The sequence below is a fragment of the Sphingomonas sp. genome (assembly GCF_035910975.1).
Classification (GTDB): domain Bacteria; phylum Pseudomonadota; class Alphaproteobacteria; order Sphingomonadales; family Sphingomonadaceae; genus Sphingomonas.
Map to the genome: position 1 here is coordinate 403353 of NZ_JAMHWM010000039.1, position 19907 is coordinate 423259.

Genomic DNA, 19907 nt, shown 5'->3' on the forward strand with positions numbered 1-19907 from the left:
AATGTTGGACCGCCGAGGGTTGGAGGACAAGTCACATGAAGCTTCGCGTCGCTTTTGCCGGGGTTGCCGCATTGTCGCTGGCGGGCTGTGGTCTGAACAGCGTTCCGACCGCCGAGGAGAATGCCAAGGCGCGCTGGGCCGACGTCCAGAACCAGTATCAGCGCCGCGCCGACCTGATCCCGAACCTGGTTTCGACCGTCCGCGCGGCGGGCGCGCAGGAAAAGGAGATCCTGACCGAAGTGACGCAGGCGCGCGCATCGGCCACCCAGGTGCAGGTATCGGGCGACGACCTGACAAATCCGGAGCGGGTTGCCGCGTACCAGCGCGCCCAGGCGGGCGTCACATTGTCCTTGCAGCGGCTCCAGGAGGCATATCCCGAGCTGAAGAGCCAGGCCAACTACACGACGCTGATGAGCCAGCTTGAGGGTACGGAGAACCGCATCACCATCGCGCGCAACGATTACAATGGCGCGGTGCAGGCGTATAACACGCGCATCCGCACCTTCCCCGACGCGATCGGCGCGAAGATTTTCTACGGCGCCAAGCCGCTGACGCCGTTCCAGGCGACGACGCCGGGGGCGGAAGCCGCGCCGAAGGTCGATTTCGGCGCCGGCAGCTAGACTCATATCACCCCCGTTCGGGCTGAGCCTGTCGAAGCCCTGTCCTTTTTCTCTTCCCGGAGATCAGAAGAAAGTGCAGCCCTTGGACAAGCTCAGGGCGAACGGGGCGTGGCGCCTCTGTCTGGCGATTCTGCTGGCGTTGACGGCGCTTCCCGCCGCGGCGCAGACCCTGCCCAAATTCACCGGCTTCGTCGTCGATGAGGCCAACATCCTGCCGCCCGAAGTCGAGGCGGAACTGACCCAGAAGCTCGATACGCTGCAAAAGGATACCAAGCGGCAACTGGTGGTCGCCACGGTGCCGTCGTTGCAGGGCTATCCGATCGAGGAATTCGGTGTGAAACTGATCCGCGCCTGGGGCGTGGGGCTGAAGGACGCCAATAACGGCGCGATCCTGCTGGTCGCGCCGAACGATCGCAAAGTGCGGATCGAGGTCGGCTATGGGCTGGAGCCGTTCCTTACCGACGCCTTTTCCAGCGTGACGATCAACCAGGATATCCTACCGCGCTTCAAGGCCGGTGATATTCCCGGCGGGGTGGTGGCCGGCACCGATGCGATTGTCGGGCAACTGCGCGCCAGCCCGGAAGAGGCGCAGGCGAAGGTCGATGCCGCGATCCGCGATTTCGATCGTGCGCAGAAGAAGCAGCGCAGCGGCGGCGGTGGCGGCTTTCCGATCGCGATCGTCTTCTGGGTGATGGTGCTCGGCTTCGTCCTGCTCTCGTTCGGGCGGCGCGGCAGCCGCAAGGGCAAGAGATATCGCGGCGACGGCGACGGTGCGCTTCCGGTGATCCTCTGGACGATCGCCAGCGAGGTCGCGAACCACGCGGCGCGCGGAGGTTTCTCGGGCGGTGGCGGTGGCAGCAGCTGGGGCGGCGGAAGTAGCGGTGGCGGCTGGGGTGGCGGCGGCTTCTCCGGCGGCGGCGGTGGATCGGGTGGAGGCGGCGGCGCCTCGGGGAGCTGGTGATGCGGCTGAGCGAGGACGACCATCGCAAGGTGAGCGAGGCGGTGACTGCGGCCGAGGCGCACACGTCGGGAGAGATCGTCACGATCGTCGCCGGCGCGTCGGATCGCTATCACGACGTCGCGCTGCACTGGACGGTGCTGGCGATGCTGCTCGTGCTGGCGCTGCTCGCAGTGTTCCCGGGCGTCGCGGCGGGTATCCACCAGACGCTGATCGATGGCTGGGCGCAGGAGACGCCGGCCAGCGCCTATTACACCATCGCGCTGGTGCTTATGGCGCTGACGTTCCTGGTCTGCCGCGTGCTGCTCGCCTGGCGTCCCCTGCGAATCGCGCTGACACCCGGCGCGACGCGCAGTCGCCGGGTCCGCGCGAAGGCGGTTCAGCTGTTCCGCACCGGCGCGGAGAAGAAGACGATCGGCGCGACCGGCGTGCTGCTCTACCTCAGCCTCGACGAGCATCGCGCGGAAATCATCGCGGACGAGGCGATCCATTCGCGTGTGACGCCCGACGTGTGGGGCCATGCGATGGCATCGCTGGTCGCCGCCGTGAAGGACGGACGGCCGGGCGACGGCATGGCGGCGGCGGTAGAGGAGATCGGCGTGGTGCTCGCCGAGCATTTCCCGCGCGGTTCCGACGACACCAACGAACTGCCCGACCGGCTGATCGAATTGTGAGCGTGCCTGACGCCGACGCGGTCGAGGAGACCGTCTGGCAGGGTAAGTGGCTGGTCGGCAGGAAGCGTGGGCGCTGGGAATATGTCGGGCGCGTCGGCGGCACCCGCGCGGCGGTGATCGTCGCGATCGACGGCGATCACGTGCTGCTGGTCGATCAGTATCGCGTGCCGCTCGGGCGGCGCTGCCTGGAATTGCCCGCGGGGCTGGTCGATGCCGGCGAGACGGTTGCCGGCGCGGCGGCGCGCGAACTGGAGGAAGAGACCGGCTATCGCCCCGCGCGGGTCACCGAGATCGGCGAGTTCGCCTCGTCGCCCGGCATGGTCAGCGAAACGTTCACGCTGGTCCGCGCCGAAGGGCTGGAACGTGTCTCAAACGGCGGCGGCGAGGCGGATGAGGGGATAACCGTCCACCGCGTGCCGCTCCCCGAAATCCCGGCCTATGTCGCCGCTCGGCGGGGCGAGGGGATGATGATCGACGTCAAGCTGCTGATGCTGCTGGCCGGCGATATCCTCGCCGGTTGAGCCTTACCGGAAATTGTCGGCGTAGGCCTGCAGCTTGAGCGTGCGTTCCGGCGCCGGGATCACGTGGTACGTTACGCCCTCGCGCTCGGCATAGGCCTTGGCCGCGTCGAGCGTCGGGAAGTTCAGGCGCAGTTGGATGCGCGTGTCGCGCGAACCGGCCCAGCCGGTCAGCGGGTCGGGGCGCTGCGCATCGGCCGCCTCATATTCGAGCACCCAGCGATCGGTGCGGGCGCGGCCGGACTGCATGGCGTTCTTGGGACGCTGATAGATGCGGGCGTGGGACATGGGCTTTCCCTTATCGCGATTGCGCGCGGCGCGCATCCGCATTTTTGGTGCGCAGCGTGGCCGATGCGGACGCCGGATCGTCGGGCCAGGGATGGCGCGGATAGCGGCCGCGCATCTCCTTCGCGACCGCCGACCAGCTTCCGCCCCAGAAGCCGGGCAGATCGCGCGTCGTCTGGATCGGCCGGCCCGCGGGCGATGTGAGGCTGAGCACCAGCGGCACTCGGTCCGAGCCGACCGTGGGGTGCTCGGCGAGGCCGAACAGCGCCTGCGGGCGCAGCTCGACGGTGGGGCCGGCGTCGGCGGCATAATCGATCTCGTGGGTCGATCCGGCGGGGGAAGTGAAGCGCGGCGGTGCGAGGCGGTTGACCTGTTGCAGCGCATCCCAGCCGAGCAACCCTTCGAGCGCGCCGGTCAGCCCCTCGACCTGATCGAGGCGGCGCTTGCCGCCAAGCAACGGCGGCAGCCAGTCGTCGAGCCGCGCGATCAGGCGTTCGTCGGACAATGCGTCGATGCCGGCATAGGCAGCGCGGGTGCGCAATGCCCCGGCCGGCTTGCTCCAGGGCAGCATCGACAGGCCGTGGCGGCGGACACCCTCGAGCAGCGCGGCGGCGATCTCCCGCGCGTCCGCGACCGCGTCGGGGCCGGAGGCGAGTTTGATCGCGCCGAGGCGGGTCTCGCGCGCGGCGGCGACGCCACCGGATGCGGGATCGAATTCGACGAAGCGGCGGGTGACGATGTGGTCCGCGAACAGCATCTCGACGGTCGCACGGTCGATCTCCACGGCGGATAGGATGCGCGCGCCGGCGGCCATGCCGGCGGTTTCCGCGACGGCGAGCCACTCGGCGCGGGCGAGCGGGGATGTCGGATCGAGCCGGAAACCGCGCCCGCCCGCCGATGCCCAGGTCTCTCCCGATGCGTCGCGTCGCCTGGCGATGCGATCGGGGTAGGCGAGCGCGATGGCGACGGGCAGGCCGGGTCCCGGTGCCGATCGCCGGGACGACGTGGACACCAGTCCGGCCCATCGTTCCGCCAGCCGCCGCCCGCTCTCCGCCCGCTGGCCGCGCTCCCCGCGCCAGCGCCGCAGTCGTAGCTCCAGATCGGCGTCCTGCCCGCCCAGTCCACGCTCGCTCAGGAGCACCGCCGCCTCGGCCGCGATCTTCGCCAGTCCGATCTCTCCGGCGCGGATCAGCATATGGGCCAGGCGCGGCGGCAGCGGCAGGGCGGCGATGGCGCGGCCGTGGGGTGTTGGTCGTCCGGCGCCGTCGATCGCCTCCAGCGTCGCCAGCCGCCGTTTCGCCTCGCTGACCGCCGCGTCGCCTGGCGCGTCAAGCCAGCGCAGTTCGCGCGGATCGGACACGCCCCAGATCGCGCATGCCAGCACCAGTGCCGACAGATCGGCTTCGAGTATCTCCGGCGGGTCGAAGCGGGGCAGACCTGCCGTCGCGGCCTCCTCCCACAACCGATAGGCGACGCCCGGCCCCTGTCGCGCGGCGCGGCCCGCGCGCTGGGTGGTCGCGGCCTGGCTCGCGCGTTCGGTGACGAGCCGGGTCATCCCCGCCGCGCGATCGTAGCGCGGGCGGCGCGCCAGCCCCGAATCGACCACCACCTGGATGCCGTCGAGGGTCAGCGAGGTCTCGGCGATCGATGTCGCCAGCACGATCTTGCGCGCGTCTGACGGCGCGATCGCCGCGCGCTGGGCGACGGGGTCCATCTGACCGTGCAGCCGGTGGAGCGCGACGCCAGGGATGTCGCCCAGCCGATCGGCGGTGCGCTCGATCTCGGCCACGCCGGGCAGGAAGGCGAGGATGCCGCCCGCGTCCTCGCGCAGCGCGGCGCGGATTGCCGACGCGACCGAATCCTCGATTCGCGCATCGGCGGCGCGGCCGATGTGGCGTAGAGTCAGCGGGTACGATCGCCCTTCGCTCTCGATCACCGGCGCGCCGTCCATCAATGCCGAAAAGCGCGCGCCGTCGAGCGTGGCGGACATGGCGACGAGGCGCAGGTCGGGCCGCAGCGCGCCCTGTGCATCAAGCGCGAGGGCGAGGCCGAAATCCGAATCGAGGCTGCGTTCATGCACCTCGTCGAACAGCACGGCCGACACGCCGGCCAGTTCGGGATCGGCCTGGATGCGGTTGACGAAGATGCCTTCGGTCACGACGGTCACGCGGGTGGCTGCCGATCGCCGGCTGTCCATGCGGGTCGCATAGCCGAAAGTCCGCCCGACGCCCTCGCCCGCCAGCGCCGCCATCCGCTCCGCCGCCGCGCGCGCGGCGAGCCGGCGGGGGGACAGCAGCAGGACTTCGCCGGTACACCAGGCTTCGCCGAGCAGCGCGGGCGCGACGGCGGTGGTCTTGCCCGCGCCGGGCGGCGCGACCAGCACCGCGCCCGGTGCGTCGCGCAGCGCGGCGAGCAGATCGGGCAGGACGGCGTGGATGGGCAGGTCGCTCATCGTGGCGACCGCGTAAGTTGATAAAGTTGAGACTTGCCCGCGCGCGAAATGCGGGGACCTCGCCCGTTATGAAAATCGCGGTCGCGGGAAGGGGATGACAGCGCACGCATCGCGAGGGCGGCGTGACACAGCAAGTCCAACATTGAAAGCCGGAGGCTGGCGCCGACTGTTCTCCGTGCGCCCGTCACCCCTCCGCCGGTGCGGTACTCCACCCCAGCCGCGGGATGGTCACCGATCGCCGTCCGGACAAATCGGTGCGCGTGACGATGATATCGCGGCTTTCCATATAGCCCAGCATCCGCCGCGCGCGGCCGAGCGAGCTGGTGCCATAGGTGCGCGCGATCGCCGCGTCGTCGGGTGTCGCCAGCCCTTCGCGCGCCGACCGGGCGATCAGCAGGAAGGCGCCGAGCATGTCGTCGGGCAGCCCGTGCGCCGCCGCCATTGCCTCGGCCCACTCGCCCGTCAACTCGCCGAAGATGCCCGCCCGCGCCGCCGCCAGCCTGCGCGCGAAGGCGCTGACGTCGATCGGCGGCTTGCGGATGCCGGCCATGCGGCACCGCACGCCGAAATCCTGATAGAGGACGGCGGCCGGCTTGGTCGCGGTCTCGGGATCGTCGACGATCGCATGGAGTGCTGCGACGACCACCGTTTCGGGATCGGGCGCGTCGGGTTCGGGGAAGTCGAAGCCGTGCGGCGACGGCTGCGGCCCCAGATCACGCAGCACCTCGCTCGCCGCCGGCGGCGGCGCGGGTGCGGGCGGGGGTGGAGGCGGCGGCAGGTCGAGGCCGGCGAACAGCAGGTCGCGCGCGTCTTCGGCGGGCGCGGTGGGCAGGGGGACAAGCTTTGGGCTGGACGATCGCGCCGACGTCTCGACCGCGCCGATCCTGACCGTCACCGGCCGCCGCGCGATGGCGGGGCCAAGCCCCAGGAAGGTGCCGCGCGCAAGGTCGCGAATGCTTTCCGCCTGCCGCCGTTCCATCCCCAGCAGGTCGGCGGCGCGCGCCATGTCGATGTCTAGGAAGGTGCGGCCCATCAGGAAATTCGACGCCTCGGCCGCGACGTTCTTGCTCAGCTTCGCCAGCCGCTGGGTGGCGATGACGCCCGCAAGACCGCGCTTGCGCCCGCGCGACATCAGGTTCGCCATCGCGCCCAGGCAGGTGCGGCGCACTTCCTCGCCCACCTCCGCCCCGCCGGACGGCGCGAAGATCTGCGCCTCGTCGACCACCACCAGCGCGGGATACCAATGCTCGCGCGGGGCATCGAACAGGCCGGTGAGGAACGCGGTGGCGGAGCGCATCTGCCCCTCCATCTCCAGCCCCTCCAGGCTGAGGACGACAGAGGTGCGGTGCTCGCGCGCGCGGCCGGCGAAGCGGATCAGCTCGGCCGCCGAATAATCGACCGCCTCGATCGCGATATGGCCGTATGCGTCGGCGAGGGTCACGAAATCGCCCTCCGGGTCGATCACCACCTGTTGCACCTGGTTCGCGCTGCCCTCCAGCAGGCGGCGCAGCAGGTGCGACTTGCCCGACCCCGAATTGCCCTGGACGAGCAGGCGGGTGGCGAGCAGTTCCTCCAGATCGACGGCGATCGTGCGGCCGGCGGAATCGAGGCCCATGTCGACGGCGTAGGTCATTCTGATCCGCCGATCGTGGTCGGAGTATCCCCCACCCCGTTCGTGCTGAGCTTGTCGAAGCACCGTATTTCGTGCTGCAAACGGTGCACGTGGGTATCGGAGAACGGCCCTTCGACAAGCTCAGGGCGAACGGGCTTTGGGAGCACGCGCGAAAACCTAATACGCGCGGGCGACCGCGAACTCGACCGCCTCGATCATCGCATCCTTGGCTGCGCCGGGTGCGAAGGGGCCGAGCGCGTCGATCGCACGCTGGCCATAATGGCGCGCGCGGGCCAGCGTGTCGTCGACCGCGCGGGTGGCGCGGACGCGTTCGATCGCCTCGGCGAAATCTGCGTCGGACACGCGCCGGCCCAGCACCGCTTCCTGCCAGAAGGCGCGGCCTTCCTGATCGGCGCGGGCATAGGCCAGGATGATCGGCAGCGTCATCTTGCCCTCGCGGAAATCGTCGCCCGCGTCCTTGCCCATCGTGCCGGCATCCGACGTATAATCGATCGCGTCGTCGACCAGCTGGAACGCGATCCCCAGGTTGCGACCATAGGCGTCGAGCGCGGCCTCGTCGCTTTCGGGCCGTTCGGCGACGACGGCGGCGATGCGGCACGCGGCGGCGAACAGCGCGGCGGTCTTTGCGCCGATGATGTCGAGATAGCGTTCCTCGGACAGGTCGATGCGGCGGACGGCGGTCAGCTGGTTCACCTCCCCTTCCGCGATCACGGCGGACGCGCCCGACAGGATCTTCAGCACCTTCAGGCTGCCGTCCTCGACCATCAGCTCGAAGCTGCGGCTGAACAGGAAGTCCCCGACCAGCACGCTCGCCGGATTGCCCCAGATGATGTTGGCGGTGCGGCGGCCCCGGCGCAGGTCCGACGAGTCAACCACGTCGTCGTGCAGCAACGTCGCGGTGTGGATGAACTCGACCGCGGCGGCCAGCCGATGCTGGCGATTGCCGGTATAGCCCAGCAGTCGCGCGCTCGCGAGCGTCAGCATCGGGCGCATCCGCTTGCCGCCACCGGCGATCAGGTGGCCGGCGAGCTCGGGGATCAGTGGAATATCCGACTGCATCCGCGCCAGGATCGTCTGGTTGACCAGGTTCATGTCGTGCGCGGTCAGCGCCAGCATCGGATCGAGCGAGGGTGTGCGGCCGGTGCCGAGGCGGTGGACGGTGGCGGTCATCTCACGGGGCAGATGGCCGGGGGGGCGACGAAACGCAAGCCTTGCGAACCCCGCTTCGCCGCGTCAGGAGGGGGCATGACCGACGCCACGCTGGAGCGATACCGCCAGAGCATCGACAATATCGATGCCGCCCTCGTCTTCATGCTGGCCGAACGGTTCAAGGTGACGCAGGCGGTGGGCCGCTACAAGGCGGAAACCAGCCTGCCGCCGGCCGATCCCGGCCGCGAGGAACGCCAGATCGAACGCCTGCGCGGGCTGGCCGAGCAGGCGGACCTCGATCCCGAGTTCTCGGAGAAGTTCCTGCGCTTCATCATCGATGAGGTGATCCGGCACCACGAACGGGCGCGGGTGGGCTAGCCCTATGCGGCGAGCCTTGCGCTGGCTGGGCGGCGGGCTGGGCGCGATCGCGCTGCTGGCCGCCGCCGCTATCCTGATTCCCCCGTCCGCCGCGCCTCTTCCCGATGCCGATCGCTCCTATCTGATCCAGCGCGTCAGGATCGTCGATGTCGAAACCGGTGCGATCGGCGCGCCGACCAGCGTGACGGTGCGCGATGGGCGGATCGCGGCGATCGGAGCTGCGGATGCGGCCGGATTGCGGGTGGTCGATGGCGGCGGTGGCTGGCTGATCCCCGGCTTGTGGGATATGCACGTCCATACCTTCCAATTGTCACCGCAGATGCACCTGCCGCTGTTCGTCGCCAATGGGGTGACGAGCGTGCGGGACATGATGGATTGTCCCGGTGTGCGCGACAGCCTTATCGCCTGTGTCGCCGACAAGCGCCGCTGGACGGCGGCGGCGGCCGAGGGGCAAATGGCGAGTCCGCGCTTCGTCGCGGTGGCAAGCTATTATCTCGACAAGCCGAGCCTGACGCCGGCCGACGTCCGCGCGCAGATCGCCGCCGCAGCCGGGCGGGGCATCGACGCTGTGAAAGTGTATAATCGCCTGACCCCGACAGCCTATCGTGCGGCGGCCGAGGCCGCGCGCGCTCATCGGCTGCGACTGGTCGGGCATCTGCCGCAGGCCGTTTCGCTGGAAGCGGCGATCGCGGCGGGCCAGTCCAGCTTCGAACACGGGCACCTGCTGGTCCGCCATTGTTTCCGCGAAGGCGCAGCGTGGCGCGCCGGTCGCCTGGCCGGTGCCGACCCGACATCGCTCGCCGAGGCGATGGTTCGCGATCACGAGCCCGCCGCTTGCGGGCGAGCCTTCGACGCCATGCGGACGGCGGGCGTCGCCCTTGTTCCCACTCACGTCACCCGCGAGGAGGACGCACGTGCGACCGACCCGGCCTTCGTCGACGATGCCCGGCTGGCGCATCTCGACCCGCTGTCGCGCTGGGCGTATCGCGACGATTTGAACGGAACCGCGACCCACTATCCCGGTCCGCGGGGCGCGGCCGCGCTGCGGGCATATTTCGACCACGGCCTGCGGCTGACCGGTGCGGCGCGCCGTGCGGGGGTGCGGGTTCTGGTTGGCACGGACACCGGCGTCGGCGGGTTGCGGTATCATGACGAGATGGCGCATCTGGTACGCGCGGGCCTGACCCCGGCCGAGGTGCTGCGTGCCGCGACGATCGATGCGGCGCGGCATCAGGGCCTCGATCGCGAAAGCGGTTCGATCACCGTCGGCAAGCGCGCCGATCTGGTGCTGCTGGCTGGCGATCCGATCGCGAACATCGCCAACAGCCGCAGCATTCGCGCGGTGTTCCTGGCCGGGCGGCTCTACGATCGCGACGGGCTGGACGCGCTGACCGATTTCAACCGGGGGCAGGCGGGCAATCCTGCGAACTGGGTGCGTCTGCTGTGGGGTTTCGCGCGCAGTTCGGTCGCCGCCGATCTGTAACGATCATTCCGCCGCCAGCAAACTTTCCGCCCCACCCAAGTCCACCGACACCAGCCGGCTCACCCCCTGTTCGACCATCGTGACGCCGAACAGGCGGTGCATGCGGCTCATCGTCGCGGCGTTGTGGGTGACGATCAGGTAGCGGGTGTCGGTTTCGCGCGTCATCGCGTCGAGCAGGTCGCAGAAGCGTTCGATGTTGGCGTCGTCGAGCGGCGCGTCCACCTCATCCAGCACGCAGATCGGCGCGGGGTTGGTCAGGAACAGCGCGAAGATCAGCGCGACCGCGGTCAGCGCCTGCTCCCCGCCCGACAGCAGAGTCAGCGACTGGAGTCGCTTGCCCGGCGGCTGGGCCATGATCTCCAGCCCCGCCTCCAGCGGGTCGTCCGAATCGATCAGCGCCAGGTGCGCCTGGCCGCCGTTGAACAGGGTGGTAAACAGCCGCCGGAAATGGCCGTCCACCGCCTCGAACGCGGCGCGCAGCCGCTCGCGGCCTTCGCGATTGAGCGTGCCGATCGACCCGCGCAGGCGGTTGACCGCCTGGGCGAGTTCGTCGCGTTCGTGCGCATTGGTCGCCGCCCCCGTCTCCAGTTCGGCAAGTTCGGTTTCGGCGACGAGGTTGACCGGGCCGATCCGCTCACGATCGACCGACAGGCGTTCGTGCCGCGCCGATTCCTCGCCGGGCTCGGCGACTTCGGCGGCGTCGAATCCGGCACGTTCGGGCAGCAGCGGGGGCGGACATTCGAAGCGCTCGCCCGACAGGCGGCCCATCTCGACGCGGCGCAGTTCCTGGTTCTCGGCTCGCGCGGTGGCGCCTGCGCGAGCCTCTCGCGCCTCGGCCAGCGCTTCGCCGATGACGCGCGCCGCCTCTTCGGTCTTGCGCAGTTCGGCTTCGGCGGCGCGCTCGGCCGCGGCGGCTTCGTCGGCGGCGGCGCGCAGGCTGCTCGCGGCACTCTCGGCGGCGGCGATCTCGGTGGCGAGCGCTTCGGGACGGTCGGCGAGCGTGTCCCGTTCGGCGGCGAGTTCGGCCTCGCGCTTGCCCATGTCGGCGATGCGGCGTGCGGCTTCGCCGGCGCGGGCTTTCCAACCGTTCGCCTCGGCGGTGGCGGCGGCGGCGCGTTCGCGCGACGCGGCGATTTCGCGATCGAGCCCGGCGCGGTCGGCGCGGGCGGTGGCGACGGCGGCGCGCGCGGCATCGGCGGCGGTCGAGAGCGCGGCGACGCGGGCGCGGGTGGCGACGCCATCGGGCAGGGCGGCGATCGCCGCTTCGGCACGCGCCAATTCTCCCTCGGCTTCGCGCGTTTCGTCGGCGACGCGGATCGCGCGGGCGTCGAGGTCACCGCGCTGGGCGGCGAGGCGTTCGAGCTGCGCGGTCGCGCGGTCCTCCGTCCGGGTCGCCTCGCGCGCGGCGGCGTCGGCTGCGTCGAGAGCGCGGCGTTGCGCGGTGGCGTCGGCGCGCGCGGCGGAGACGCTGGCGTCGATCGCGGCGAGGGCGTCGTCGGCATCCGCGACCGCCTGCGCGGCGGCGGGGCGCATGGCGTCCAGCGCGCGGATGCGGTTGGCGCGTTCGAGTCGTTCGGCCGCCGCCGCGCCGCCGCTGCGCGCGACATAGCCGTCCCAGCGCCGCAGCACGCCCGCGCGGGTGACGAGCCGTTGCCCGACCGAGAGCGGCTGTCCGGCGTCGGCGTCCGCGACGAAGACCTGCGCCAGCCGCCGGGCGAGTTCGGCGGGCGCCTTGACGTGATCGGCGAGCGCGGTCGTACCCGCTGGCGGCGCGGGGTCGTCGGGCTGCGGCGTGGCGCCTGCCCAATGGCGTTCGGCGGCGCGATCGAGCCCGGCCTCCAGATCGTCGCCCAGCGCCGCCGCGAGCGCGCGTTCATAGCCGGGCGCGGGCTGGAGCCGGTCGAGCAGCCTGTCGCGGGGAGCAGGCTGCACCGTCTTCGCCAGCGCGCGCGCCTCGCTGTCGATCGCGGCGAGTTCGGCATGGGCGGCTGCGCGGGCTGACTGGGCGGCATCACGCCCGGCCTGCGCCTCGCGCTCGGTCGCGGTTGCCGCTTCCAGCGCCGCGCGGGCCGCCTCTCCGGCGCGAACCGCCGCGACGCGCTCCTCCGCCGATCGCGCGCGCTCGGCCTCGAGCGGCGCGGCGTCGGCCAGCGCGTCGCGATCGCGGTCGAGCAGCACCAGATCACGCCGCGCGCGATCTGATCGGGCACGTGCCGCATCCCGCGCGGCGGAGGCGACCCGCGCCTCGGCCGCCTCGCTCGCGGCCTGCGCGTGCGCCTGCGCCAGCGCCACTTCGGCATCGCGCGCGGTGCGTTCGGCCTCGGCGAGCAATGCGTCGAGGCGCGGGACACGCTGCCCGGCCTCGGTGATGCGTGTGTCGAGCGCCTTGCTTTCCGCCCCGAGCCGATCGAGCGCCCCGGCTGCGTCGTTCGCCAGCGCGCCTTCGCGGGCACGATCGTCGGCCAGGCGGCGGGCCTGGTCAGCGAGTTCGGTAAGGCGGCGTTCCGCGGCGGTGCGATCATTGCGCAGCGCGGCCAGCGCATGGCCGGCGTCGCTTGCCGCATCGCGGGCCGCAAGCGCGGCGGCGCGGGCATCTCCCAGCGTCCCGGTCGCCCGGTGCTGATATGCGGCGGCGGCGCGCTGTTGTTCGGCGCGTTCGGCGACCAGCATGTCGGCCGCCTTCGCCTCGGCCTTGGCGACATCGGCGGCGGCGGCGGCGTCGCGCCAGCGGGCGTAGATCATCCGCGCCTCGGCGATGCGGATCTGTGCCGACAGCAGCCGGTATTTCTCCGCCTGCCGCGCCTGGCGCTTGAGCTGTGCGGCACGCGCTTCCTGATCGGAAATCACCTCGTCGAGCCGCGCCAGGTTCGCCTCGGTCGCGCGCAGCTTCGCCTCGGCATCCTTGCGACGGACGTGCAGCCCCGCGATGCCGGCGGCCTCTTCCAGCATCGCGCGGCGCTCGGCCGGCCTGGCGGCGATGATGGCGCCGATTCGCCCCTGGCTGACCAGCGCGGGGCTATGCGCGCCGGTGGCGGCATCGGCGAAGGCGAGTGCGACGTCCTTTGCGCGCACGTCGCGGCCGTTGATGCGGTACGCGCTGCCGGCGCCGCGCTCGATCCGGCGGACGACCTCCAACTCGTCGTCCCGCCCGGTGCCCACGTCGGTCACCTGATCGGCGAGGATCGAGACTTCCGCGAAATCGCGCTGGGGGCGCGTCGCGGTGCCGGCGAAGATCACGTCCTCCATGCCCGCGCCGCGCATCGACTTGGGCGAGGTTTCGCCCATCACCCAGCGCAGCGCTTCCAGCAGGTTCGATTTGCCGCAGCCGTTCGGCCCGACGACGCCGGTCAGGCCGGGCTCGATGCGCAGGTCGGCCGGATCGACGAAGGATTTGAAGCCGGTGAGGCGAAGGCGCCTGATCCTCATCAGGCCATACAGCCTGCCCCGGCGAAGGCCGGGGCCCAGTCGGGGTCACTCTGACGTGGAAGGGTGGACATTGAACATCGGGCGCGGTGGATCTGGGCCCCGGCCTTCGCCGGGGAACAGGCTATCTCCTCACCGATGTGCGCCCCCCGTGCCGTATTACGCCCCCGCCGCCTTCAGCGCGCGCTCGACCTGCTGCCAGTTGACGGTCTGTTCGAGCATCTTGCCGTTCAGCAGGAACGTCGGGGTGCCCGGAATCGGATAATCCTTGTTCGCCTGCTCGTTCAGCTTCTGGAGCTTCTCCGCCTCGCCCGCATCGGCCAGGCACTGGCGCGCCTTGGCTTCCGGGATGCCGCGCTGCTTGACGAAGTCGATATAGCCGGCGGCCTCGGCGAAGCGGCTGGCCTGCTGGTTGAGCGGCAAATTGCCCAGTTCCTCGTAGAAGCTCTGCGGCAGCTTCTGGAGCGTGTCGAGCACGCGCGGCTGATCGACCATCATCTGGTCCAGGATCGTGAAGAACGGCCCGGCGCCGCCGCAGCCGCCGACCAGCGCGGCGGAGATGTCGGCGCCGTTGCGCAGGAAGTCGCGGAACTCGAAACTCACCTTGCCGGTGCTGACGTAGTTCTTGACCAGCGGATCATGCGCCTCCTTGGAGAATTCGGCGCAGACGTGGCAGGTGCGGCTGCCGAACTCGACCAGCTTGATCGGTGCGTCCGGGTTGCCCATCAGCCAGCCACCCTCGGGCGTGCGGACCACCGTTTCGCCCCATGTAGTGCCGGCGGGCGGCGCCTTGCCGGCGACGGCGGCGGCCTGGGTGACGTTGTCGACGCTGGTGGTCGTGGCGGTATCGGCGCCGCCGCAACCGGCGAGAACGGCGGCGAGGGGCAGGGCGAGAAACAGGCGCATCTTCAGGGTCACTCCTTCGAAATCACTTGGCGCCGGCGGCGGCCAGAACGGGTTGCAGCGCTGCCCAGCCGGCGACGCCTTCGGCCAGCTTGCCGTTGACCTCGAAGCCGGGCGTGCCGGGGATCTTGGCGAAGGCGTCGCTGCTCATCGCGTCGAGCTGGTTGGTCAGCGTCGGCGTCGCGAGGCAGGCGTTGAGCGCCTGCGCGGTCAGCCCGTGGCGCGCGCCGATCTCGGTGAGGCCGGCGCCGTCGGCGAAGGCGCGGACCTGGCGACCGAGCGGCTGATCCTTCAGCGTCGCGCCATTGGCCTGCACCCAGCCGCTGCCCTTGGCCGTCCAGGCGGCCTGCTGGGCAAATATCTCGCCCGACAGCGCGGTGAAGTGCGCGGCCGGCGCGCAGCGCGCCACCGCCCAGGCCGCCATGTCGAACCCGTCGCGCACCGCGGCGCGCGCCTCGACCTGGACGATTCCGCGCCGCACCAGCGAATCGTGCAGCACCGGCTTGGAATCTCGTGCGAAGTTGGCGCAGGTGCCGCAGGTGAAGCTGAAATACTCGACCAGCTTCACCTTCGCCGCCGGATTACCGACCAGCACGCTGCCGCTCGGCGATACGCGGGCGGTTGCGCGCCAGTCCTTCGCGCCCTGGGGCGCGGCGCCGGTGAGGGCGACGACGGCGGCGAGCGCCAGAACGATACGCATCAACTGATCTTTCCGATGACGGGGATGGTGATCGGCGCCGCCTGTTCGACCCCGGCCGCGAGAGAGGCGAGCACTGCCTTCAGCTCGGGATCGGCGATGGTGCGCAGCGAATCGCCGAGTTCGTGGCTGACCGGGCGGACGGCGGGCGGGGCGCGGCGCACCTCGCGCTTCACCTCGCCCTGGCGGATCACCAGCCTCGCCACGGCGGCATAGCCGAAGAAGCGGTTGACCCGCTCGACGATCTCCGGCGCGATATGCTGCATCATCGTCGCATGCGCGCCCTGCACGCTCAGCGTCAGCACGCCGTTGGCGCGCTCGCCGTGCGGGAAGCGGATCGATTCGGGAGCGGAGACGCGCGCGTAACGATCCCCGACGATTTCCGCCCAGCGCGTTACCACGGAGGATTGCACGAAGCCGAACCGGCGGAACGCGGCGCGGCCGACGTCGGGCAGCAGTTCGCTGACCGCGCGCGCGCGATTGGCGCGGGCCGGCTCGTCCTTCACCGGAAATGCTTTGGGGGGCTTCGGCATTTGCGCCCCTCATGCCATAGGCCGCGCGTGTCCGCCACCGTCTCCGACAAGCTGCTGGCCTGGTATGATGCGCACGCCCGCGACCTGCCGTGGCGGGCGCAGCCGGGCGCCAACGCGGCCGACCCGTACCGGGTGTGGTTGTCGGAGGTGATGCTGCAGCAGACCACGGTCGCGGCGGTGCGCCCGCGGTTCGAAGCCTGGGTCGCGCGCTGGCCGACGCTGGCGGCGCTGGCGGCGGCGTCCGATGCCGATGTCATGGCCGCCTGGGCGGGGCTCGGCTATTACGCCCGCGCGCGCAACCTGTTGCAATGCGCACGGGCGGTGGTGGCGGAGCATGACAGTGCCTTTCCCACGGCCGAGGCCGAGTTGCGCGCGCTGCCGGGGCTGGGCGACTATACTGCGGCGGCGATCGCGGCGATCGCGTTCGGCCGGCGCGCGGTGGTGATCGACGCCAATGTGAAGCGCGTGGTGGCGCGCCTGTTCGCCGACGATGGCGCGACCGTGCGGGCGCTCGCCGACCGGCTGACGCCCGACGCGCGCACCGGCGATTTCGCGCAGGCGATGATGGACCTCGGCAGTGCGATCTGCACTCCGCGCGCGCCGAAATGCCTGCTCTGCCCGCTTCGCGACGATTGCGCGGGCTTCGCGAGCGGCATGCCCGAGGCGTTTCCGGCCAAGGCGGTGAAGAAGGCGAAGCCGCAGCGCCACGGCACCGCCTTCTGGCTGACGCGCGGACGCGACGTGCTGCTGGTGCGCCGCCCGCCCTCGGGCTTGCTCGGCGGGATGCGCGCGCTGCCTTCCGGGCATTGGACGGAGGACGCATCCGATCGGGCCGGCGCCCCCGTCGATGCCGCGTGGCGCGACACTGGCCGCAGCGTCACCCACGTCTTCACCCACTTCCGCCTCGAACTTCGCCTTGCGAGCGCCGAAATCGACGCGCAGGACGTCGCCGGACAATGGTGGCCGATCGACGATCTCGATTCGGCCGGGCTGCCGACCGTGTTCGCAAAGGCGGCGGCGCGGATGAAGGAGTAGGCAATGCGCGTTCGGGTAATCACCGCGATTCTGCTGGGGGCGACCGCGACGGTCGCGGCGCACGCGTGGCAGGCACAGCCATCACCCCAGCCGGCCCCGGCCGTCCAGCGCCACGCCGCGCTCCAGGCGTTGCTCGATCGCTATGTCACCGTCGAGAAGATGCCCGGTATCGTCGTCGCGGTCGGACAGGGCGACGGGCCGACCGGCTTCTATTCGGCGGGCGGGATCTCGATCGATCCTGGCGCGGCCAGGGCCGGCCCGGACAGCCTGTGGCGCGTCTATTCGATGACCAAGCCGATCACCGGCATGGCGGCGATGATGCTGATCGAGGATGGCAAGCTGAAGCTCGACCAGCCGGTCAGCGACTTCTTTCCCGGCTTCGCGAAGATGCGCGTCCTGACCAGCCCTGATACCTCGCTGGACAGCGTGCCGTCCAGGACGCCGGTCACGGTGCGAATGCTGATGACCCATACCGCGGGCCTCAGCTACAACATCATGGCGAAGGGCCCGCTGCTCAAGGAATATGAGGCCAAGGGCATCCTGCCCGGTGCGACCAACGCGGCGGTAGAGGCGCAGGCGCGGACGGTCCGCCCGAAATCGCTGGCCGAGTTCGCGGAGCGCGTAGCCACCTTGCCGCTGATCGCCGAGCCGGGGACGAAATGGAGCTATTCGATCGGTCTCGACGTGCTGGCGGCGGTGGTCGAGAAGGCGGGCGGAATGCCGTTCGAACGCTTCGTCCAGACGCGCCTGTTCGATCCGCTGGGCATGACGTCCAGCTACTGGTCGGTGCCGGCGTCGCAGGTTGCGCGCTTTGCCGACAATTACGCCTTCGCCGGTGCGGCGATGATCCCGTTCGATCCCGCGAAGACCTCCGCCTATCTCGAGCCGCCGAGCTTTCCCTATGGCGGTGCGGGTCTCGTCATGTCGGCACGCGACTATGACCGGTTCCTGCACATGCTGGCGAACGGCGGGATGCTGGGCGGCAAGCGGGTGATGAAGGCGGAGACGGTCCGGCTCGGCATGTCGAACCTGCTGCCCAAGGGCGTCGCGTTCACCGGCGTCGGCGGCGGGACCGGGGGCAACACCAGCGGCACGATGGGCTTCGGCGCGGGCGGATCGGTGTATCTGACCGACGTGCCGGGCGGCGCGAGCAAGGGCACCTACGGCTGGGGCGGCGCGGCCGGAACCGTTGGCTGGGTCGATCCGGTCAGACGCGTGCGCGGCACGATCATGGTCAATTACTTCCCGGCCGACAAATGGCCGTTGCGCACCGATGTGGTGAAGGCGCTCTACGCCGACGCCGCAGCGCGGTGATCGCCACCGGCTTCACGGGCGGCTGGCTTGACCGAGCGGATCATGTCCGTGGCGATCCCGACGCGCTGGCGCGGCTGACCGGCGACTGGCGCGCTCGGCTGCTGAAGCTTCAGGGCGGCGACCCGTCGGTCGATGCCGAGGGGCGGCTGGCGTGGGGGACGCTGGCCGACGCGGCGGACGACGGCACGCTGGTCTTCCTCGGGCTCGACGACGGCGGGCGACCTCACTTCGCAGAAAGCCGGCCGGGTGACGCCTCCGGTCCGGCGCGCTCGCCAGCGCTCTATCGGATGCTGGATGCGATGCCGGCGGGCGATGCGGCGATCTTCGGCGCGGTGCGCAGCGTGACCGGCTGGCACGCGCGCAACCGTTTCTGCGCCAACTGCGCCACGCCGACGCAGGTGACGCGCGGCGGCTGGCTCCGCAAATGCCCGTCGTGCGCCGCCGAACATTATCCGCGCGTCGATCCGGTCGTCATCATGCTCGCCGAACACGACGGGCGGGCGCTGCTCGGACGCCAGGCGATGTGGCCGAAGGGGCGCTATTCGGCGCTCGCCGGCTTCGTCGAGCCCGGTGAATCGCTGGAAGAAGCGGTCGCGCGCGAAGTGCATGAGGAAGCCGGCGTCCGGGTCCGCGACGTCCGCTATGTCGCCAGCCAGCCTTGGCCGTTCCCCGGCCAGTTGATGATCGCCGCGGTCGGCATCGCCGACGACGACACGCTCACGATCGACGCCAACGAGATCGAGCACGCGATCTGGGCTACCCGCGATGAAGTCCGCGCCGCGCTGGCCGGCGATCCCGCCGCCCCGTTCCTGCCGCCGCCGCCCTATGCCATCGCACGGACGTTGCTGGAGTGGTGGACGGCCCAGTCCCCTGCCGCCTAGGGACGCGCCCGCGCCTGCGGATAGGTGCCGAGCAGCCGGACCCACTTGGTATGATAGCGAAGCTCGTCGAGCGCGCGATCGACCGCCGGCTCGCCCGGCTGGCCGACGATATCGGCGTAGAATTCGGTCGCCGCGAAGCTCGCCCCGCGCTGGTAGCTTTCCAGCTTCGTCATGTTGACGCCGTTGGTCGCGAAGCCGCCCAGCGCCTTGTAGAGCGCGGCGGGAATGTTCTTCACCTCGAACACGAAGGTGGTCATGAACGGCCCCGCCCCCTCGACGGGGCGGCCGGCGCGGGCCAGCGCGACGAAGCGGGTGACGTTGTGTTCGGCGTCCGACACGTCCTCCTCGACGACGTTCAGGCCATAGAGCTTGCCCGCGGCCGGGGGCGCCAGCGCGGCGATGGCCGGATCGGCCGCATCCGCGACCATTGCCGCGGCGCCGGCGGTGTCGGGATAGGCGACCTGCCTGATCCCGTTCGCGCGCAGCCAGTGGCGGCACTGGCCCAGCGCCTGGGGGTGGCTCATCGCCTCCCTGATCGCCTCGCGCGGGCCGACCGACAGTAGCGCATGGCGGATCGGCAGGAAATGTTCGCCGGTGATGACCAGCCCCGATTCGGGCAGCAGGAAATGCATGTCGGCGACGCGGCCGTGCAGCGAATTTTCGATGGGGATGATCGCGCAGTCGGCGGCGCCGGTCTGCACCGCCTCGATCGCATCGGCGAAGTCGAAGCATGGCAGCGGCAGCCCGCCCGGAAAGGCTTCCATCGCCGCGACATGGCTGTTGGCGCCCGGCGCGCCCTGGAACGCGACGGCGCGATTGGGCTCCGACGCGGCGGCTTCTGTCATACGCGCGACGATCGGGCGGGCGGGGGCGGCGAAATTCTCCATCTCGCGCGCCGGGTAAGCGCCCGCTTGCGATGGCGCAAGCCGCACCCTAAAGGGTCTCGACTTTCCACTTTTGACCAAACGGCG

General features: G+C 70.7%; 18 protein-coding genes. 9 read left to right on the plus strand and 9 right to left on the minus strand.

Annotation, left to right across the window (positions count from 1 at the left end; translation table 11 throughout):
- The first annotated feature begins 35 nt into the window (after positions 1-35).
- From VYI76_RS15310 to VYI76_RS15325, 4 genes are all read left to right on the plus strand, one after another.
- The gene (locus VYI76_RS15310) at positions 36-620 is read left to right on the plus strand and encodes a LemA family protein (protein ID WP_326525644.1); all 585 of its coding nucleotides are present in this window, start codon (positions 36-38) and stop codon (positions 618-620) included.
- A gap of 82 nt (positions 621-702) precedes the next feature.
- Positions 703-1581: a TPM domain-containing protein gene (locus VYI76_RS15315; RefSeq protein WP_443018975.1), complete on the plus strand. Its 879-nt coding sequence runs from the start codon at positions 703-705 to the stop codon at positions 1579-1581.
- Positions 1581-2252 (plus strand): TPM domain-containing protein, encoded by a 672-nt coding sequence (locus tag VYI76_RS15320; protein ID WP_326525646.1) that lies wholly within the window; start codon positions 1581-1583, stop codon positions 2250-2252. The genes VYI76_RS15315 and VYI76_RS15320 overlap by 1 nt, the downstream gene beginning before the upstream one ends.
- Positions 2249-2773 (plus strand): NUDIX hydrolase, encoded by a 525-nt coding sequence (locus VYI76_RS15325; protein ID WP_326525647.1) that lies wholly within the window; start codon positions 2249-2251, stop codon positions 2771-2773. The genes VYI76_RS15320 and VYI76_RS15325 overlap by 4 nt, the downstream gene beginning before the upstream one ends.
- 3 nt (positions 2774-2776) lie before the next feature.
- On the opposite strand, the gene VYI76_RS15330 is transcribed toward VYI76_RS15325, so the two are convergent.
- From VYI76_RS15330 to VYI76_RS15345, 4 genes are all read right to left on the minus strand, one after another.
- Complete coding sequence (locus VYI76_RS15330) at positions 2777-3058, minus strand: ETC complex I subunit (protein ID WP_326525648.1); 282 nt, start codon at positions 3056-3058, stop codon at positions 2777-2779.
- 10 nt (positions 3059-3068) lie between these two features.
- Positions 3069-5507 (minus strand): ATP-dependent helicase HrpB, encoded by a 2439-nt coding sequence (hrpB, locus tag VYI76_RS15335; protein WP_326525649.1) that lies wholly within the window; start codon positions 5505-5507, stop codon positions 3069-3071.
- Positions 5508-5691: 184 nt separating this feature from the next.
- Entirely contained in the window at positions 5692-7140 is a 1449-nt protein-coding gene (locus VYI76_RS15340) for an ATP-binding protein (RefSeq protein ID WP_326525650.1), read from the minus strand.
- Positions 7141-7296: 156 nt separating this feature from the next.
- Positions 7297-8310 carry a polyprenyl synthetase family protein gene (locus tag VYI76_RS15345; protein WP_326525651.1) on the minus strand — a complete coding sequence of 338 codons (1014 nt, stop codon included), beginning with the start codon at positions 8308-8310 and terminating at the stop codon, positions 7297-7299.
- 75 nt (positions 8311-8385) lie between these two features.
- Here VYI76_RS15345 and VYI76_RS15350 point away from each other — a divergent pair, with 75 nt between their 5' ends.
- Both VYI76_RS15350 and VYI76_RS15355 read left to right on the plus strand, forming a co-directional pair.
- Positions 8386-8667 carry a chorismate mutase gene (locus VYI76_RS15350; RefSeq protein ID WP_326525652.1) on the plus strand — a complete coding sequence of 94 codons (282 nt, stop codon included), beginning with the start codon at positions 8386-8388 and terminating at the stop codon, positions 8665-8667.
- Between the two features lie 16 nt (positions 8668-8683).
- Positions 8684-10150, plus strand: a complete 1467-nt coding sequence (locus tag VYI76_RS15355; RefSeq protein WP_326525653.1) for an amidohydrolase family protein — start codon at positions 8684-8686, stop codon at positions 10148-10150.
- Positions 10151-10153: 3 nt separating this feature from the next.
- Here VYI76_RS15355 and smc read toward each other — a convergent pair whose 3' ends face one another.
- The 4 genes from smc to VYI76_RS15375 form a co-directional block, all read right to left on the minus strand.
- Entirely contained in the window at positions 10154-13576 is a 3423-nt protein-coding gene (gene smc / locus VYI76_RS15360) for a chromosome segregation protein SMC (protein ID WP_326525654.1), read from the minus strand.
- A gap of 156 nt (positions 13577-13732) precedes the next feature.
- Entirely contained in the window at positions 13733-14479 is a 747-nt protein-coding gene (locus tag VYI76_RS15365; protein WP_326525655.1) for a thioredoxin domain-containing protein, read from the minus strand.
- Between the two features lie 22 nt (positions 14480-14501).
- Positions 14502-15176 (minus strand): DsbA family protein, encoded by a 675-nt coding sequence (locus VYI76_RS15370; RefSeq protein WP_326525656.1) that lies wholly within the window; start codon positions 15174-15176, stop codon positions 14502-14504.
- Positions 15176-15706 (minus strand): DUF721 domain-containing protein, encoded by a 531-nt coding sequence (locus VYI76_RS15375; RefSeq protein ID WP_326525657.1) that lies wholly within the window; start codon positions 15704-15706, stop codon positions 15176-15178. The genes VYI76_RS15370 and VYI76_RS15375 overlap by 1 nt, the downstream gene beginning before the upstream one ends.
- A gap of 27 nt (positions 15707-15733) precedes the next feature.
- Between VYI76_RS15375 and VYI76_RS15380 the strand changes: the two genes are divergently transcribed.
- Genes VYI76_RS15380 through nudC form a run of 3 tightly spaced genes read left to right on the plus strand, consistent with a single transcriptional unit; the run spans position 15734 to position 18936 of the window.
- Positions 15734-16741, plus strand: coding sequence for an A/G-specific adenine glycosylase (locus VYI76_RS15380; protein ID WP_326525658.1), 1008 nt, complete (start codon positions 15734-15736; stop codon positions 16739-16741).
- Positions 16742-16744: 3 nt separating this feature from the next.
- The gene (locus VYI76_RS15385; RefSeq protein WP_326525659.1) at positions 16745-18055 is read left to right on the plus strand and encodes a serine hydrolase domain-containing protein; all 1311 of its coding nucleotides are present in this window, start codon (positions 16745-16747) and stop codon (positions 18053-18055) included.
- The gene (nudC, locus tag VYI76_RS15390) at positions 18052-18936 is read left to right on the plus strand and encodes an NAD(+) diphosphatase (RefSeq protein WP_326525660.1); all 885 of its coding nucleotides are present in this window, start codon (positions 18052-18054) and stop codon (positions 18934-18936) included. The genes VYI76_RS15385 and nudC overlap by 4 nt, the downstream gene beginning before the upstream one ends.
- Here the strand turns inward: nudC and VYI76_RS15395 are convergent.
- Positions 18933-19823 carry a prephenate dehydratase gene (locus tag VYI76_RS15395; RefSeq protein ID WP_326525661.1) on the minus strand — a complete coding sequence of 297 codons (891 nt, stop codon included), beginning with the start codon at positions 19821-19823 and terminating at the stop codon, positions 18933-18935. The genes nudC and VYI76_RS15395 overlap by 4 nt on opposite strands.
- Between the last annotated feature and the right edge of the window lie 84 nt (positions 19824-19907).